At 62.9% G+C, this 17,058-nt stretch carries 15 protein-coding genes; 3 read left to right on the top strand and 12 right to left on the bottom strand.

The genetic code is table 11. From position 1 onward, the window contains the following. Positions 1-244 precede the first annotated feature (244 nt). Positions 245-2,434 carry an alpha-1,3-galactosidase-related protein gene (locus AC6UAL_RS07460; protein WP_500682748.1) on the bottom strand — a complete coding sequence of 730 codons (2,190 nt, stop codon included), beginning with the start codon at positions 2,432-2,434 and terminating at the stop codon, positions 245-247. A gap of 458 nt (positions 2,435-2,892) precedes the next feature. Between AC6UAL_RS07460 and AC6UAL_RS07455 the strand changes: the two genes are divergently transcribed. Both AC6UAL_RS07455 and AC6UAL_RS07450 read left to right on the top strand, forming a co-directional pair. After that, entirely contained in the window at positions 2,893-3,459 is a 567-nt protein-coding gene (locus tag AC6UAL_RS07455; RefSeq protein ID WP_500682749.1) for a DapH/DapD/GlmU-related protein, read from the top strand. A 342-nt stretch (positions 3,460-3,801) separates the two neighbouring features. Further along, positions 3,802-4,176 carry a hypothetical protein gene (locus tag AC6UAL_RS07450; protein WP_500682747.1) on the top strand — a complete coding sequence of 125 codons (375 nt, stop codon included), beginning with the start codon at positions 3,802-3,804 and terminating at the stop codon, positions 4,174-4,176. A 154-nt stretch (positions 4,177-4,330) separates the two neighbouring features. Here AC6UAL_RS07450 and atpC read toward each other — a convergent pair whose 3' ends face one another. The 9 genes from atpC to AC6UAL_RS07405 all read right to left on the bottom strand — a co-directional run bounded on the left by atpC (position 4,331) and on the right by AC6UAL_RS07405 (position 11,970). Beyond that, on the bottom strand, positions 4,331-4,747 hold the full coding sequence (gene atpC, locus AC6UAL_RS07445) for an ATP synthase F1 subunit epsilon (RefSeq protein WP_500682746.1): 417 nt from the start codon (positions 4,745-4,747) through the stop codon (positions 4,331-4,333). A gap of 21 nt (positions 4,748-4,768) precedes the next feature. Next, entirely contained in the window at positions 4,769-6,175 is a 1,407-nt protein-coding gene (atpD, locus tag AC6UAL_RS07440; protein WP_500682745.1) for a F0F1 ATP synthase subunit beta, read from the bottom strand. 39 nt (positions 6,176-6,214) lie between these two features. Then, positions 6,215-7,093: an ATP synthase F1 subunit gamma gene (atpG, locus tag AC6UAL_RS07435; RefSeq protein ID WP_500682744.1), complete on the bottom strand. Its 879-nt coding sequence runs from the start codon at positions 7,091-7,093 to the stop codon at positions 6,215-6,217. 35 nt (positions 7,094-7,128) lie between these two features. Beyond that, positions 7,129-8,670 (bottom strand): F0F1 ATP synthase subunit alpha, encoded by a 1,542-nt coding sequence (atpA, locus tag AC6UAL_RS07430; RefSeq protein ID WP_500682743.1) that lies wholly within the window; start codon positions 8,668-8,670, stop codon positions 7,129-7,131. 36 nt (positions 8,671-8,706) lie between these two features. Beyond that, on the bottom strand, positions 8,707-9,096 hold the full coding sequence (gene atpH / locus AC6UAL_RS07425; protein WP_500682742.1) for an ATP synthase F1 subunit delta: 390 nt from the start codon (positions 9,094-9,096) through the stop codon (positions 8,707-8,709). 18 nt (positions 9,097-9,114) lie between these two features. Then, the gene (locus tag AC6UAL_RS07420; protein ID WP_500682741.1) at positions 9,115-9,636 is read right to left on the bottom strand and encodes a F0F1 ATP synthase subunit B; all 522 of its coding nucleotides are present in this window, start codon (positions 9,634-9,636) and stop codon (positions 9,115-9,117) included. Positions 9,637-9,714: 78 nt separating this feature from the next. Next, positions 9,715-9,924, bottom strand: coding sequence for an ATP synthase subunit C-like protein (locus tag AC6UAL_RS07415; protein WP_500682740.1), 210 nt, complete (start codon positions 9,922-9,924; stop codon positions 9,715-9,717). A gap of 73 nt (positions 9,925-9,997) precedes the next feature. Next, positions 9,998-10,882 (bottom strand): F0F1 ATP synthase subunit A, encoded by an 885-nt coding sequence (gene atpB, locus AC6UAL_RS07410; RefSeq protein WP_500682739.1) that lies wholly within the window; start codon positions 10,880-10,882, stop codon positions 9,998-10,000. Positions 10,883-11,373: 491 nt separating this feature from the next. After that, positions 11,374-11,970 (bottom strand): ATP-dependent Clp protease proteolytic subunit, encoded by a 597-nt coding sequence (locus AC6UAL_RS07405; protein WP_500682738.1) that lies wholly within the window; start codon positions 11,968-11,970, stop codon positions 11,374-11,376. A gap of 423 nt (positions 11,971-12,393) precedes the next feature. Here AC6UAL_RS07405 and AC6UAL_RS07400 point away from each other — a divergent pair, with 423 nt between their 5' ends. Continuing rightward, on the top strand, positions 12,394-13,422 hold the full coding sequence (locus tag AC6UAL_RS07400; protein ID WP_500682737.1) for a tyrosine-type recombinase/integrase: 1,029 nt from the start codon (positions 12,394-12,396) through the stop codon (positions 13,420-13,422). 119 nt (positions 13,423-13,541) lie between these two features. Here AC6UAL_RS07400 and rseP read toward each other — a convergent pair whose 3' ends face one another. Then, positions 13,542-14,978, bottom strand: a complete 1,437-nt coding sequence (gene rseP / locus AC6UAL_RS07395) for an RIP metalloprotease RseP (RefSeq protein WP_500682736.1) — start codon at positions 14,976-14,978, stop codon at positions 13,542-13,544. Between the two features lie 81 nt (positions 14,979-15,059). After that, the gene (gene dnaG, locus AC6UAL_RS07390; protein ID WP_500682735.1) at positions 15,060-16,922 is read right to left on the bottom strand and encodes a DNA primase; all 1,863 of its coding nucleotides are present in this window, start codon (positions 16,920-16,922) and stop codon (positions 15,060-15,062) included. Positions 16,923-17,058: the final 136 nt, after the last annotated feature.

Raw genomic sequence — 17,058 nt, 5'->3', positions numbered from 1 at the left:
TTCTGTGCTACCTTGGGTGCGTTCATTTTTGACGCATCCATACCTTTCGGTGCGTTTTCTTTTTGACGCAATACGACCGCTCGCTCCGTCGTCGGCGGGCGTGTCAGAGCCGAGCGCGGGGAGGCGGGCGTGCAGAGGCTGGCGCGGGGAGGCAGGCCCAAGCATCAGGGCGGCTCCCCTGCCGCGCGACGCCGGGTTAGGGCGACGTTAGGTCAAAACGACGTTTGGTCAAGGCGACGCCGGGTCAGGGCTTGAGCGGGGCGCCCTCAATGCCCGGGGCAGAGCCTTCGCGGCTCAAAGGTTGCAGCTCGACGTCTTCGCAGTGGCGCAGGACGTAGGGTTGCTCATCGTGCATCGGGGCGTAGCTGTCATCAAAGACGACTTTGTTGTTGCGGAAGCGGATGCCGCGGGCCGAGATGGCGAAGAGCAGCGGCACGCGGTGCGTCAGGAAGGTGTTCCCCTCGATGAGGATGTTGCCGTGGTAGCGCTCCGTCTGCTCTTCGGGCTTGCGAACTTCGGGGTAAATCGAGATGATGCCCTCGGTGTAGCCGAAGATATTCGTGAGGTTGTGCTCGAAGAGGTTGCCCCGGATGGTCAGGTCGAGGCAGCGCCCGCTCTCATACCAACCCTGTGCATCGCCCGCCAGCAGAATGGCCGAGCCGCTCGACCAGATGAAGCGGTTCCCCTCCACGAGGATGGGGCGCGGGGTGGTGAAGAGGCTGCCGCGGGCGCGGTTGTGGCGGATGGTGTTGCCGCAGAAGCTCACCGACGGGTACCAGTCGGCATTCTCAAGGGCGTCACCCGCCTCGATACCCTCGGGCAAAGGCGCTTCCAGCCGGATGAGCAGGTGTTCTTCGTCGAGCTTGGTGACGGCCTGCGCACGCCCTGTCTCTTTCGTGTTTTGCAGAGTCTGCCCGTGGATGAATTGCAGCGCCTCGCCCGGCAGCACGACTTCAAAACCGATGGCCTGCGGATGGCGGTAGCGGCAGACAATCTCGCGCGGGCTTCGAACCTGCTCGATTTCAAGGCTGGTGCTGTGCACATTGATCGCATCATCCATCATCCCCTCGTAGAGCGCACCGCTGACGTCGATGTGCCCGCGGCAGTTGGAGAAATGCGTCGCATCGGCCGATGCCGTGTGCATGAAGCCGGGCTTGCGGATGCAGCCGCCGCCGCGAATGCAAATGTCGGCACTGCGCTGGGCGATGAGCGCCATGCCCATGCTGTCGTGAAAGACCACGTCATCGAGCGTCAGCCCCTCGCAGCGATACACAACCATGCAGGGGTGCGGGCGCCAGTAGCCGCGAAGCGTCAGAATGTCCCCGACGCTCAGCCCCTTCTCGGCGGCATTGACGGGGAAGCGCAGCTGCCCGTCGCCGACGGCTTCGGCTCGCGGGCTCCACGCGATGTCCCCCGAAGCCCCGGTCGGCACCATGCGCCCGTCGGGGTGAAAGGCGATGGCGTGATTAATGCCGGCGAACCAGCGCTGCGGGCCGTCGGCCGTGTCGGTCGTGCCGGTGTTGACGAACCTGCCGTCCTTCGTGAGGCTCCAAGAGGAGGCGGGCGTCATGGCCAGCGTCGTGCCGTTCTCATCCGCGGCAACGATGCGTCCCTCCGAGTAAAAGGGGGTGGCTTGGTCGAAGCGGATGCCCTTGAGCGTCACGCGGCTGCTGTCCATCACGAGAGCCGGCAGCATCATGCCGTGGCTGATGAAGCGCGTCTCGTGCCCGACGAGGGTGATGTCGTGCAGATCGACCAGCGGCAGACCGACGCGGTGGAGCTCCTGCTGGTCGTGGTTGGAGATGTAGAGGCTCATGGGCAGAGCCCCCGTGGCGCGCAGGTGGTAGTCCCCCTCTTCCAGCTCAATGGTGACGGCACAGCCCTGCTCGGCCGCCAAGCTGCGAGCTTTGCTCAACAGGCGCCTGAGGGCGGGGGCGGCGTCCTCCGAGCAGGGAAGCACGCCTTCATCTGCGGCGCGCAGCGTTAGGGTCTGCGCGGGCGTCGGCGTCGCGCTCTTCGCTTCCTTCGCTTCCTTGGGCGACTCCCATCTCAAATCCTGCCAATGGACGTTGCGCGCCTCCTCGGCCAGCAGGTAAACGTGCCCCAGCGCACGGGTCGGAACGCGGAAGGGCTCATCGGCTCCGCCTTTCCAGAGCAGCTCGCTGCCCGACATGACGCAGAAGGGAGCACCCTCGCCCTTGGGGCTTCGGCCGACGAGAAAATCCCCCTCCACACGCAAAGGCAACATGCGCTGCCCGCTCATGAGGGAGGCGAGCTGTCGGGACTCGGCGCTCAGCGGGCAGCTTTCGGCGGGTTCTTCCTTCAGCCCGCCTGCACGCGGCGTCGGCTCGGCTTGAGCGGTAACGGGGGCGCTTGCTTGGGCAAGGGGGGCAGAACTGATGATCAGCGCGGCTGCGAGGTGGGCGTGTTTCATGAAAAAAACGGATTCTTGTGTCGGTTGATCGGCAGATCTTCACGATCGGCAGTCTTAGGCTAGAGAAAAGCAAGCCCTCTGTCAACCATTTTTTGCGGCAGGCTGCCGCGGTGTTTCGCGCCGCTCGCAGCGCTCATCCGTCGGCTCTGTATCCCCTCCAATGCGTTATGGAACTTCACGGCGAGCAAGGCCTCAGCCGCAAGCAGCGCTCGGTTCACGGGAAACGGCAGGGGCAGGCGGGGCAGGCGGATGAGCGCTGTGGGGCGCAGAGGAAGACCGTGCCGCCGGGAACGGCAGGGCGGAGAGCGCGCACGCCGAGCGCGGAGAGGTCTGATACCCGCGTTTGGGCGCGAAAAGACTTGCAGGGATGAAAGCTGCTGAGGTAGAATCAGCGCGCGGAGCACCCGAGGTATCGGGCTGCGGATCCGTCTGCATCGATTTTACGCCTCTGACCCATGATGAATCTGAGTGATTTTCTTCAACACGTCGCCGAACGCCGCCCCCTCGACACCCCGGACATTTACGACTTCCTCGACCGATCCGCCGACGAAGCGAGGCGCATTACCGCCGAGCTCAACGGCAGCTATCACGACATGGATGCCATACGCCGCCTCCTCGCACGCCTCTTCGGCTGCGAACCCGATGAGACCCTGCGCGTCTTTCCGCCCTTTTACACCGACTTCGGCAAAAATATCAGGCTGGGTCGCCGCGTCTTCATCAATGCCGCTTGCCACTTTCAGGATCAGGGCGGCATCACCATCGGCGACGACTGCCTCATCGGTCACGCCGTCGTCTTTGCGACGCTCAATCACGGACTGGCGCCCGAGAAGCGTTTCTCCATGACGCCGGCCCCCATCGTACTGGGGCGCAACGTCTGGGTCGGCTCTAACGCGACGATTTTGCAGGGCGTCACCATCGGGGATCATGCGGTCATCGCAGCGGGAGCCGTCGTTACCAAAGATGTGCCGGCCTATACCGTTGTCGGCGGCGTGCCGGCCAAAATCATTCGGCGAATTGACGCGTAAACAGCTCGTTTTTCGCAGGGCGGCAGCCGGCCGCACGGCGGGGGCGCCGATCTCGCGAAGTCGCGCCGTAGGCCGCGAGAGGCGCGGCGGCGGGGCAGACTTCGAAGGCTGACGCCGCCCCCCCTGTCGCGTCTCGGGAAACAGGGTGACACCGAGCTCCTCTATGTCGCCGCGATGGTGAGCGGGGCTGACGCGGTTCTGTCTTGACGCCGCATGTGCTGCGGGGTAAGATGCAGCGAAATGAAGATGTTGTCTTTTGCCGCCGTTTTCGGAGCTTCTGTCTGTGCCGGCGTGTCGTGTGCGGCTGCGGAGGCCGGTGCCTGTGCACCGGTCGGGGATGATGTGCCGCTCCTGAGCGAGGTATCGCCTGAGGCTCGGCCTTATGTGGAGCTGCTGCTGAAGTGTGCGGCCGTGGTTGAGCGCATCAATGTGCTGCAAGACAGCATCAGGGATCGCGTATCTGCTGATGCCGCCGCGCCCCGTTTGGGGTCTCTCTATCGCGAGCTGCAGGATTTGATGGGGAAGGCTCGCACGATGCCGGAGCCGGACGCCGAGGTTAAGCAGCAGGTGGAGCAGGTGCTGCACCAAGTGCTGGAGCAGCCTATGACCCGACTGATTCAAGGGGTGATGTATCTGGCTTTGAATCAGTGTTTTGAGTCTGACGCGCTGCGCGAGTTGCTCGACCGTCTGGATCAGGCGGGTTTGTCGCCTTCTTGAGGCGGGGCAATTTTCCGTCCCGGAGCCCGGCCGGGCAGTCCCGGAGTTCGCCGGGGTTTCAATGAAGAAAAAAGCAACAGGCTCGATTGAGCCTGTTGCTGCATGAGGGGAAGAAGCGCTCCGGCGTGAGCCGTCGCGGGCACAAGCTGCGCTTTTAGTGTTTGTTGCGGCGCTTGCGGTTGTAGTCGAGGATGGCCAGCTGCTTGGCGATGGAGGCTTCGAGCTTGGTCTGCTCGGCTCGGCTGAGCACGGAGGCGCTGTTGCGCAGGGCGTCCTGCGCGCGTTGCAGAGCCTCTTGGATGCTGTCGGGGTTGATGTCGTCGGCCTGCAGAGCCGTGTCCGTTACGAGCAGGATGCGGTCGGCATGGACCTGCATGAAGCCGCCGCCTACGAACAGGCTGCCTTCATCTCCGCCGGTGATGCGATAGGTGAGCTCGCCGTTGTCTACCGCGCAGATGAGGTCGGTGTGCCCGGGCAGGATTTCCATTTCTCCTTCGACGCCACGCAGGTTGATGCTGCTGACGTCTGCTTCAAGCGCGGTGCGAAGCGGCGTGATGATGGTGAAGTGCATGGGCTGTGTGTTGCTCGGTTATCAGGATTTTTCGACCGTGTCGATGCCGCCCTTCATGTAGAAGTTGCCTTCAGGAACGTCATCCCACTTGCCGTCGAGAATTTCACCGAAGCCTCGGACGGTTTCGGCAACGGGGACGTACTGCCCCTTGATGCCGGTGAAGACTTCGGCCACGGCGAAGGGCTGCGAGAGGAAGCGCTGGATCTTGCGGGCTCGGCTCACGGTGAGTTTGTCGGCGTCGGAGAGTTCGTCCATGCCGAGAATGGCGATCATGTCCTGCAGGTCTTTGTAGCGCTGGAGGGTCTGCTGAACGCCTCGGGCGACGCGATAGTGCTCCTCGCCGACGAGTGCCGGGGTCAGGGCGTTTGAGCTGGAGGCAAGCGGATCGACGGCGGGGTAGATGCCCTGAGCGGCGAGGGCGCGTTCCAGCACGACTTTGGAGTCAAGGTGGCTGAAGGTGGTGGCCGGGGCGGGGTCGGTGAGGTCGTCGGCGGGAACGTAGACGGCCTGCATCGAGGTGATGGAGCCTTTCTTGGTCGAGGTGATGCGCTCTTGCAGGCCTGCCATTTCTTCGGCGAGGTTGGGCTGGTAGCCCACGGCTGAGGGGGTGCGGCCGAGCAGGGCGCTCACTTCCGAGCCAGCCTGCGAGAAGCGGAAGATGTTGTCGACGAAGAGCAGCACGTCGCGGTTTTCTTCGTCGCGGAAGTATTCGGCCATGGAGAGAGCCGAGAGGGCGACGCGCAGACGGGCTCCCGGCGGTTCGTTCATCTGGCCGTAGACGAGGGCGACTTTCGAGTTTTCGGGGTTTTGCTGGTCGATGACGCCCGATTCGCTCATTTCGTTGTAGAAGTCGTTGCCTTCGCGGGTGCGCTCGCCGACGCCGGCGAAGACGGAGAGGCCGGAGTGGGCTTTGGCGATGTTGTTGATGAGCTCCATGATGAGCACGGTCTTGCCCACGCCTGCACCGCCGAAGGAGCCGGCTTTGCCGCCCTTGAGGAAGGGGCAGATGAGGTCGATGACTTTGATGCCGGATTCGAGGACTTCGGATGAGGTGGCCTGTTCTTCGAGGCTGGGCGCTTCGCGGTGAATCGGGTAGCGTTTGCTGTCGGTGAGCTGGCCTTTTTCATCGACGGTTTCACCGAGTACGTTGAAGATGCGACCCAGCACTTTCGGCCCGACGGGGACGGAGATGGGGGCTCCGGTGTCGATGACGGTCATGCCTCGGCGCAGGCCGTCGGTCGAGCTCATGGCGACGGTTCTGGCCCAGCCGTCGGTGAGGTGCTGTTCGACCTCGAGGGTGAGGTGCTGCGCTTTGCCGTCGACTTCGTAGTCGACGGTGAGGGCGTTGAAGAGGGCGGGCATTTCGGCCTGAGAGAAGTCGACGTCGACGACGGCGCCGATGATCTGCACGATTTTACCTGTGTTCATATGCTGCTGGTGTCTGAAATGGATCGGTGGGGGATGGCGTTACTCCATCGCCTTCATGGCGGTGGTGATTTCGAGGAGTTCGTTGGTGATCTGGGTCTGACGAGCTTTGTTGTATTCGAGGGTGAGCTCGCCGATGAGGGTCTTGGCATTCTCTGTGGCCGACTTCATGGCGACCATGCGCGCTGATTGTTCGGAGGCTTTTCCTTCGAGCACCATTTGCGTGAGCATGTTGGTGAAGTAGAGCGGCAGCAGGCTGTTGAGCAGGGCGACGGGGCCGGGTTCAAGCAGATAGTTGATCGGTTGATCGCCGTTGAGCTCGTCTTCGTTTTCGATGGCTGCCGCCATGCTGAGGAGTTCGTCCGGGTTGATGGGCAGCAGCCGAGAGATCTGCGGCCTCTGCACCATGACGTTGATGAACTTCTGGTAGATGGCGCTCACGCTGTTGTATTCACCGCTCACGAAGCCTTTGCGGATGAAGTCCATGATGGGCTTGAGCGAGGCTTCGTCAAAGCTGTCTCCGAGTGAGAAGGAGGCTTTGAGTTGTCGCCCGCAGCGCGCCAGCTGTGTGTTGAGTTTGGAGCCGATGGTGATGTAGTCCGCATCGGCGGGGCAGGCGGTGAGCAGCTCTTTGAGCAGGTTGGAGTTCAGGGCGCCGCAGAGCCCGCGGTCGGTACTGATGACGATGCAGAGGGCCTTGCCGTGCGGGTTGGTCTTCATCAGCTCGACGTTGACGTCGTTGAGGCTCTCTTTGAGATGCCGGAAAACGCTGGCGATGGCACTGACGTAGACGCGTCCCCGCAAAGCCAGCTCCTGGGCGCGGCGCATTTTGGCGGAGGCAACCATTTGCATCGCTTTGGTGATTTGCGATGTGTTGCGTACCGATTTGATGCGGCGCTTGATGTCGCGGAGGTTGGACATGGCGGTGTGATAGTGGCTCGGGGTGCCGGCTCGTGTTACTTGGCGAGGCGGCTCTTGAATTGCTTCATGTAGTCGGCAAGTGCGGCGTCAACCTCGGGGGTGAGTTCGCGCTTCTCTTCGATGAGGTCAAGAAGATCTTGGCGGTTGGTCTGTACGTCGTCTTCGAGGTCGCGTCTCAGGTCGAAGATGCGATCGACGGGTACGTCGTCGAGGTAGCCCTTCTGGATGGCGTAGAGGTTGATGACTTCGATGCCGAGGCTCTTGGGCGCGTATTGGCTCTGTTTGAAGAGTTCGACGATGCGGCGTCCGCGCTCGAGTTTGGCCTTCGTGTTGGCGTCGAGGTCGGAGCCGAATTGGGCGAAGGCTTGGAGCTCTTCAAACTGGGCGAGGTCGAGCTTGACGGAGCCGGCGAGTTTTTTGACGATCTTGGTCTGGGCACTCGAGCCGACGCGGCTCACGGAGATGCCGACGTTGATGGCGGGGCGAACGCCTTGGTAGAAGAGGTCGGTGTCCAGGAAGATCTGGCCGTCGGTGATGGAGATGACGTTGGTCGGGATGTAGGCCGAGACGTCGCCGGCCTGTGTCTCAATGATGGGCAGGGCGGTCAGCGAGCCGCCTTTGCGGCCGCCTTCGCTGTTGATGCGTGCGGCGCGTTCGAGCAGACGGCTGTGGAGGTAGAAGACGTCGCCGGGGTAGGCTTCGCGGCCCGAGGGGCGGCGCAGGATGAGGGATACCTGACGGTAGGCGACGGCGTGTTTGGAGAGGTCGTCGTAGACGATGAGGGCGTCCTGCCCTTGGTCCATGAAGTATTCGCCCATGGCGCAGCCGGCGTAGGGGGCGAGGTATTGCATGGCGGCGCTGTCGGAGGCCGAGGCGACGACGATGATGCTGTAGTCGAGCGCTCCGGTGGATTGCAGCTTGGCAACGAGGCGCGAGACGTTGGCGCGCTTCTGGCCGATGGCGACGTAGATGCTGTAGACGGGGCGGTAGTCGGTGAGGCCGAGTTTCTCGGCTTTGCGGTTTTGGTTGGCTTGCGAGATGATGGTGTCGGTCGCGAGAGCGGTTTTGCCGGTGGAGCGGTCGCCGATGATGAGTTCGCGCTGCCCGCGGCCGATGGGAATCATGGCGTCAATGGGCAGGATGCCGGTCTGGATGGGCTGGTTGACGCCTTGTCGCGTGATGATGCCCGATGCGATTTTTTCGACCGGGTAGTAGTCGGCGGCTTCAATGGGTCCTTTGCCGTCGAGCGGGTTGCCGAGGGTGTCGACCACGCGGCCGAGCAGGCCGGGGCCGACGGGAACTTGGAGCAGTCTTCCCGTCGTTTTGCAGCTGTCGCCTTCGCGGAGTTGGTTGCCGTTGCCGATGATGACGGCGCCCACTTCGTTCTCTTCAAGGTTCATGGCCAGCCCCATGACGCCGCCCGGAAATTCAATCATTTCGTTGAGCATGGCGTTGCTCAGGCCTTCGATGTGTGCAACGCCGTCGCCGATGGCTTTGATGGTGCCGACGTTTTCTTCGGCGGCGGCTGTGGAGATGTTGCGGATTTGTGCTTCAAGTTCTTGTACGATGTTGCTCATACGCGGGGGTGGGTAAATGGTGATGAAGAGAGGGGGTCAGATGCGGGAGAGTTGCTCGATGCGCGAGCGGACGGAGGCGTCGGTGAAGTCGTCGGCGACGCGGACGGTGAATCCGGCGATGAGTGCGGGGTCGACCTTCCAGCTGTAGTCGAGACCCTCGTGTCGGGCGTCGAGCTTGCTGCGGATGGCCTGCTGTTCGTCGGGGGTGAGGGGGACGGCGCTCGTGATGACGGCACTGTGTTTCTGCTTCTGGAGGCGCACGAGTTCGGTGAAGGCACTCAGAAGGGCCATGTAGCCGCGCGGGCGCCGCTCGGCGATGGCGGAGGCTATTTGCCGTACGGTATCTTCTTGGAGCAGTCCGCGCTCATCGAGGCAGAGCCGGATGAGGCGTCGCGCCTGAGCTTGGGTTTCTTTGCCGATTTTCATGAGCGTTGCGGGGCAGGATCAGAGCTTGCTGATGGCTTCGGCGTTGATGGCGCGGTGGTCGGCTTCAGAGAGGACTTTGCCGGTGACCTGCGCGGTGGTGAGGGCTACGAGTCTTGCGAAGTCGGCGCGCAGAGCTTGTTTTTCACGCTCGGTGTCAAGGGCCGCTTGGCTGCGGGCGTTGGCGATGATGCTCTGGGCTTCGGCTCCGGCTTTCGCGGTGAGGTCGGCTTGAATTCGGGCGGCGGAGGCGCGTGCGCGGTCGATTTCCTGTTTGCCGCTGTCGCGGGCCTCGTCGAGGATGCGCTCGCTTTGCTGTTTGACTTCCGCGAGTTCTTTTTCGCTTTGCTCGCGCATGGCCTCGCCTTCTTCGATGCGCTTGCGGCGCTCTTCAAGCTGCTTCATGACGGGCTTGATGCCGAAGACGCCGATGATCGTGGCGATGATGATGAAGGCGATCAGGTGCGCGATGAAGGCTTCGGTATGAAGACCGAATTGGTCGAAAAGTTCTCCGACGCTAGTGGCAAGAACGGGATGGAGCATATGCGTGCGTGTGGTGGTGAAAACAGAGAGGGGAAAGGGGACGGGCCGCACCCGTTTGCCGGGTGCGGCGCCGGGCGTTTACTCGCCCATGAAGAAGGAAGCGAAGGCAACACCTTCGACCAGTGCGGCCAGAAGGATGGAGATGGTCAGCACCTTGCCGAAGGCCGAGGGGTTGCGACCGGTCGATTCAGCGGCTTTCATGCCGATGAGGCCGATGCCGATGCCGGCACCGATGACGGCGAGTCCCGGAGAGACTCGCAGCGCTTCTGCGATGATGGAGGGGAGCATGGTTATGGATTTTGTTTTATGTTTTTTGTCTTGTTTGTTTTCTTTCCGGCAGGCTTCACGCTTTTCTTCATGATCAGCTGCGGGGAAGGGGATTGCGGGGCTTGTTGCCCTCTTCTTCGTCTTCTTCACTGCCGATCTGGGTCTTGAGGAAGACGGCGGTGAGCATCAGGAAGACGAGTGCCTGGACGAAGGCGACGAGCAGTTCCAGCGCCATGAAGGGCAGGGTGGTCAGGAAGCCGAGCGCGCCTGTGTTGGTCATGACTTCAAGAACGGTCTCACCGGCGAAGATGTTGCCGAAGAGTCGGGCCGCCAGTGCGACGGGGCGGATGCAGATGGAGACAATCTCAATGACGCCGACGAAGAAGAAGATGGGCAGCAGGGCGTATTTGAGGGCTCCGGTGAGGCCTCCCTTTGGGCCGAAGGTGTGGGTGATGAAGTGCCACGGTCCCTGCTCCTTCATGACCCAGATGAACCAGAGGATGGCGTAGAAGAAGCCGAGGAAGACGGTGGTGTTCATGTCCGCATTGGCTCCTCGCAGCAGGGGTTTGCCCTGATAGGTGATCTCGCCGACGCCGGGGATGAGGCCGATGATGTTGCTGACGAAGATGAGGATGAAGACGGTGGCGAAGTACCAGAAGTATTTGCGGGCGATGTATTTGCCGGTGAGTCCTTCGACGAAGTTGTAGAGTGTTTCAAAGACCCATTCGACGAGGTTTTGCAGCCCGTGGGGAATGCGCTCCATCTTGCGCGTGGCGAGCCTCAGGATGACGGTGATGATGATGACGGCCAGCAGGAGCATGAGCATCGAGTTGGTGACCGGGAGACTGTGCCCGGGCCAGAAGGGGATGGGGATATCCCACAGCACCGGGGCGTCCGTCGTCAGTTTTTCCTCTGAGGCTTGGGCTACGCTACCCATTGCCAGAAAGACCGGTGCGAGTTTACATATGAGGGTCTTCATCGTCAACACTCCGTACTTTAGCACTCATCGGACGGTGCGTCAAGCAGGAAATTCATGTTAAAGTTCATTTCTTCAAATATCAGCCTGCGTCATCTATTGCAGGGCTCGATGATGTGCCGGCGCGCGCCGGCGAGACGGATGAATTCTTGCTCGGAGAGCCCGGGAAAGAGCTTGAAGCTCATTGTTTTGGGCGTGTCCTGAATCGGTGTCAGTTCGTAGTGGCCGAAGGGGGTGTCGGCGGCGGAGGGGAGGACGGCTGCCAGAAGCGCGCATCCGCTCAGAAAAATGTGTTTCTTGCTTGTATCGGTGGTGGTGATGGTGGTGCCGGGGCGCAGAGTTTTACGGCGCTGAGCCGTCCCCGAGCTTTGATGATACCTTACACGGGTGAATGCGGCTCGGCAAGATAAAAGAGAGCTTGGCGCGCGCTGCTTGCCGAGGCGGGCGGGATTGAGGGGATGTTGTGAGTGCCGCGGCGCTGGGGCTCTTCGCGTTTAGAGCGGCGCTTCGAGCGGTCCGGCGGCGCCTACGGGCGCTCTGTCTTCTTCGCGGGAGTTCAGATAGCGCGGGGCGAAATCGGGGATATTGTCGCAGAGGTCGGTGGCCAAGCCTTGGGCGAGGGCTTCGCTGCCTGACAGGGAGGTCGGAACGTCAAACCATTGCTTGATGGCGGCTTCGTCGAGTCGGGTGCGCTCGCGGTAGAAGTGCAACATGGTCTCTCGGTCGGAGCGGATGAGGCGGAGGTTTTCCAGTATCTGCGTTTCGGTGAGCGATTCGTTGAAGGCAAGGGTGGCCGGGTGCAGAAAGAAGCGCGAGCCCGCGAAGGCGCTGCGCTTGCTGCCGATGAGGAAGAGGCAGACGGCGGCCGAGTCGACGATGGCGAGGTTGTAGGTTTCGATGTGCTCAAAGAGGCTCAGCAGGAGGCGCGACATGGTCAGGGCCATGGCCGTACTCCCTCCGGGTGAGCTGATGAAGAGCCTCAAGGGGACGTGCCGGCTGTATCGCTCCAGCTGGAGTTCGCGGGTGAGGTTGCTGAGCAGGGAGTCGTTGATGCTGCCCAGGACGACGAGGTCATTGTGCGGGTTCGTCATATTGCGGTGATGGGGTGGCGGGGGAGGGGGCGGCGGCTTTGAGAGCCGGGTGCCGGAAGCTCAGCTTCGCAGGGGACGAGAGGGAGTCGGCGCTTTCATGCGGTCTTGTTGACTGGCGCGGTCTGTGTGGCGCTAAACCGATTCGGTAGGTGCGCACTAGAGCCGGAAGGGAGGAGGCTGCTCTCTTGGCCCGAGCCGCCTCCTTCTCGGACGTCACGGGACAGAGCGTACAGCATTCTGTATGCTTAGGGGTATAACGTCACTTAAACGTCAACGAATAACATGAGTTTTATCAAGAGCGGAAAAGTCACTCGTTGTTTCATGCCTCGCCGATGTATGATACGCGTACGATGTGACAAGGAGCCCTTAATTGCAAAAATATATAGCTTGGGGCTTGACAGAAGCATACAGAAAGCTGAATTCATGAGAAAGACAATGATTGCGAAGGCCTTGCTGAAGGACGTTCCCGTGACGGTGGAAGCGGCGGCGAGGATGATGTTGGAGTTTAAGGAGGAGTTGACGGCATCCGGCTTTTGGTCTTCCGGCGGCGAAGAAACCCGAGGCGATGAGTTCATAGCTCTGATGAGGCGCGTGTTTCGAGCCGGGCTTGAGGTTGTGCGCCATGCGGAGAAGACCGTGAGCTTTGAGGAGGCGGCATGGGCGAGCGTGGAGGCGCGGCGCGATCGCCGCGCGGTGACGCAGCGCGATTTGCGCACATACGTGCGTCGCATGCTGCGGGTGGAAGGAGTGGCGGAGCGGCCTCTGCGAGCCATGAGCGCGGAGGAGTGCCGAGAGTTGCTTGAGCGCGCTTTTGCCGGCAGTATGCATGCGTATCGCAAGGGGCGAGCGATTTTGCACAGTGTGTTCGCCTACGGGTTCCGCCGTGAGTGGTGTGATGCGAATCCCGTGGATCGCATTGAGTCGCCTCGCGTTCGCGAGCGAGAAATCAGACCCCTGTCGACCTCCGAGGTGAATCGCCTGCTGGAGGCGGCAGCACGCCCCGAGCATGCGCCGATGCGTCTGTCGCTGCACCTGATGCTCTACTGCGGGATCCGCCCGGCGGAAGTGAGGCGTCTGAATCCGGAAACGGATATTGATTGGCAGGGGCATCAGGTGATTGTCCGCCCCGAGCGCAGCAAGACGGGTGGCGGGCGCTTGGTGCCGCTGCGCGGGGCCCGCAAGCTGCTCCAGATGCGGGGGCCTCTGATGATTCCGCGCAATTGGGAGCGCCGCTGGGGGGCACTGCGCCGCTCCGCCGGGCTGCCGGAATGGCGGGCGGATGTGCTCCGGCATACCTTTGCCAGCAATCATGCCGCTTACTTTCGCAACCTGCCGGCCTTGCAGGTCGAGATGGGGCACCGCGATCTGTCGCTGCTGAGCTCGCGCTATGTGAATCCGCAGTGCGGCGCCGGGCAGTCTGTGCGGGCGTTCTGGCGCGCCATCGGCGAGTGAGCCCGGCAGTGAGTCCGGCGCGACGGCAAGCCAAGCCCGGGGTGGGAGCACGGCGGCGGCTCCGGCTTTCCGCTATGCGAGCCGGAGCCCCGAGTCGGCCGTACCCGGTGCTTCGGGCTTTACTGTTGGAAGATGGGTTGGGGCAGCTCCAAGCTGTCCTTGCCGCCGCCGGCTGCGTCGCCGACGTCCAGCACGGTGACGAAGATGAAGAAGCCCAGCAGCAGGATGAGGAAGGAGCCTTGCACGGCTGCGAGCGCTTTTTCGGGCAGCGGCTTGCGCCTCACCATCTCGATGAATCCCATGACGACGTGTCCGCCGTCGACGATGGGCAGCGGCAACATGTTGAGGACGGCGAGGTTGACGTTGAGCACGACCGCAAACCAGATGACCCAGCGCCAGCCGCTGCCGTCGGGCAGGGTGAGCATGTTGTAGAGGTGGGTGCCGATGCCGACGGGGCCGCTGAGGTGTTCCATACCGACGCTGCTGTCGGGCGCGGCAATTTTGACGACGGTGTCGTACATGAGCTTGAGGCTGTCATTGACCTGCTGCTGCGGGGACGGGTGCTCCAGACTGACTTCGATGGGGTTGACCCAACCGAAGCCCATGATGGGCTTGGCGCCTTCCTTGCCCTTCCAGTTGTCCGGGAGCGCCGGGGTGATGTCTCGCTGCGCGGTGCTGCCGTCGCTGTTTGTGAGCTCCAGTTGCAGGGGCTCGCCCTTTTCGGCGCAGCTCATGACGGCAATGGGGCTGTAGACGGGCTGACCGTTGACGGCGGTGATGCGCTGCCCGCTCTCAAGCCCGGCTTTGGCTGCGGGCGAACCGGGGAAGATGGGGCCGATGATGGAGGGCTGCGCCGGCATGATGCCGATTTTTCGCATGCCGCTGCGCTGAAGCCAGCCCTTGTCCTCTTGAGTGAAGCCGCTGACTATTTGGTGTTTTTCCGTGCTGCCGTCCGCATTCGGACGCTCGATGTCGAGGGTGACGGTGCTGTGTTCTCCCAGCGCGATGAGCTCGCTGACGCCGTTCATGTCCCCGATCCAGTGATTGACGGGCTGACCGTCGACGGCCGTGATGCGGTCGCCCGGCTGAAGCCCTGCGGCCGCGGCGGGCGAATCGGGCAGCACGTAGCCGATGGTCGAGTCGCCCCCGTCGACCGTGGGTTTGCCCGTGCTCCAGACGATGACGGCAAAGACGTAGGCCAGCAGCAGGGAGAAGAGGGGGCCGGCTGCGGCGATGATGATTTTATCGAGCGGCTTGAGGGGTTTGAGATCTTGCGGGGCGTCGGCGCTGCCTTCAATGGATTCCATGTCTCCCATCTGCGGCAGGGAGACAAAGCCGCCGGCGGGAATCCACCCCAGCCCCCATGTGACACCCCACTTTTTCACGGAGTAGATGGGCTTGCCGAACCAGATTTGGAAGCGGTCGATGTAGGCGCCGCGCCATTTGCCGGCCAGAAAGTGCCCCAGTTCGTGCACGAAAATCATGACGTTGAAGAGCAGAATCACCAGAATGATGATGCCGGCTGTGTGCAGGTAGGAGAGGATCTGATCCATCATAGCAGTGCGCGAGAACTATGCCACAGTTCGGATGCGATGTCCAGTCCGGGCTGCGTTATGACGATTTTTTTGCCTGCCGTATCAAGGGCCTGCGCTGCTGAGCATATCGCGCAGTTCGTTGACGCGAGCCATGAGGGCAAGCTCTTCGTCCTGCGGGAGGCGGCCGCTTTGGATGAGGCTCAGCCCGGTGTCGATCTGCGCCCGCACGGTGTCTGCCGCCGCGCAGGAGCAGCTCTGCTCCACGGCGCCCTCGGGGTCGCTGAGGCGCAGCGGCTCGGGGCGGACGTCTCGCAGCCCGGCTGCTTGCTCGGGCGTGAGTTTGCGGAGAAAGGCCTGCCAAGCTTCGGGCTTGCCGGCTTCGGGCAGCTCTTCGAGCAGGCGCTGCAGGATGATGCCGCCGGGCAGTTCGCGGATGGGCTCCCGCAGTTCTTCGATGCGCTCGACCATCGCTTGCTGGGCGGCGGCATTGCCGATGGCGAGGCTGATGAGGTTGCGAACGGAGCGGTGCAGGCGCATGGGGACGACGGGCTCGTCCGCGATGCTGCTTTCCGGGTTTTCTTCCTCGCGGTCTTGGTCGCCTGGGGCGGCCGAGGCCGGGGCCGGGGCTCTTCGGCGTTCGCGTTCGGCGGCGCTGCGCTTGGCTTTGGCGATGTCTGCAACGCTGCCTCGCAGTTCGTCGCGCCCGATGTTGAGGCGGCTGGCGAGATCGACCACGGCGACGTCGCGCTTGACGGAGTCTGCGATTTCCGCCGCCAAGTCGGCCATGCGCGTGATGAGCGCCGCCCGGGCCATGGGGTCGTCGCCGAGGTTTTGCAATTCTTGCGCGAGGCGTGCCTGAAGGTAGGGTTGGGCCTCGTCGATGGCTTGGCGCAGGGCTTCGGGGCCTTGGTTGCGGATGAGGGAGTCGGGATCTTCCCCGGGCGGCAGCAGGGCCTGCCGTACCTCCAGCCCGGCTTGGGCGAGTTTGCGGTAGGTCTTTTCGCTGGCCTTGATGCCGGCGCTGTCACCGTCGTAGCAGAGAATGGCGCGGCCGGCGTACTTGCGCAGCAGGGCCGCGTGCTCGTCGGTGAAGGCCGTGCCGAGGCCGGCGACGGCGTTGCGGATGTCCGCCTTTTCGTGGCAGGCGATGACGTCGAGCTGGCCTTCGCAGATGACGACGCTCATGCCGGCTTTACCGATGGCGCGCGTGGCGCGGCTGAGCCCGAAGAGGAGCTCGCCTTTGCGGAAGGCTTCCGTTTCCGCGGTGTTGACGTATTTGCGCGGGTCGCTGTCGCCTTCGAGCACGCGCCCGGAGAAGCCGACGATTTCACCGCGCAGGTTCTCGATGGGGAACATGAGGCGGTCGCGAAAGACCGGGTAGAGGCCGTTTCTGCCGCGCGCCAGCAGGTAGGCGTCGCTCAGGCTGCCGTCGTCGAGCCCGTCGCGGTGGGCAAGCTCGGCGAGGGGGCGGAAGTCGGGCGGTGCCCAGCCGAGCTTCCAAGCCTTGGCGATGGAGATGTTGAATCCGCGCCCTGTGAGATATGCGCGTGCGCCGTCGGCGGCGCGGTTGCGGCAGAGTTGGCGGTGGTAGTAGTCCGCCGCCAGTTGGTTGGCGCGGATGATGCGCCCGCGACGGCGACGGCGCCGCGCCTGCTCCGGGTTCTCGTCTTCCTCGATGACGGCGACGCCTGCGATGTCCGCCAGACGGCGCAGTGCCGTCGGGTAGTCGAGGTTCTCAAACATCATGACGAACTTCACGGCGTCGCCGCCGACGCCGCAGCCGAAGCAGTGGAAGCTTTGCCGAGCGGGGTTGACGCTGAAGGAGGGCGTCTTTTCACTGTGGAAGGGGCAGCAGGCCTTCCATGCCGTGCCGGCGCGGCGCAGTTGGATGTAGCGACCGACAACCTCGACAATATCTGCCGAGTTTTTGATGCGGGCGACACATTCTTCGGTGATGCGTGGCATGGCGGGAGTGTAGGCGAGCGGGGCGCTGCGGCGAGTGGGGCCTTGATGTCGGCAGTGAGAGGGTTGTCAGAGTTATCGGAGGAGGCGGAGGAGGTGGAGGCGGCGGAGGATGCGGTGGAGGTGTCGGAGGTGTCGG

The organism is Candidatus Parakkermansia intestinigallinarum, assembly GCF_944389695.1.
GTDB lineage: Bacteria > Verrucomicrobiota > Verrucomicrobiia > Verrucomicrobiales > Akkermansiaceae > Akkermansia > Akkermansia intestinigallinarum.
The sequence above is the reverse complement of the archived record's forward strand: the minus strand, read 5'-3'. Positions and strand labels throughout refer to the sequence as shown.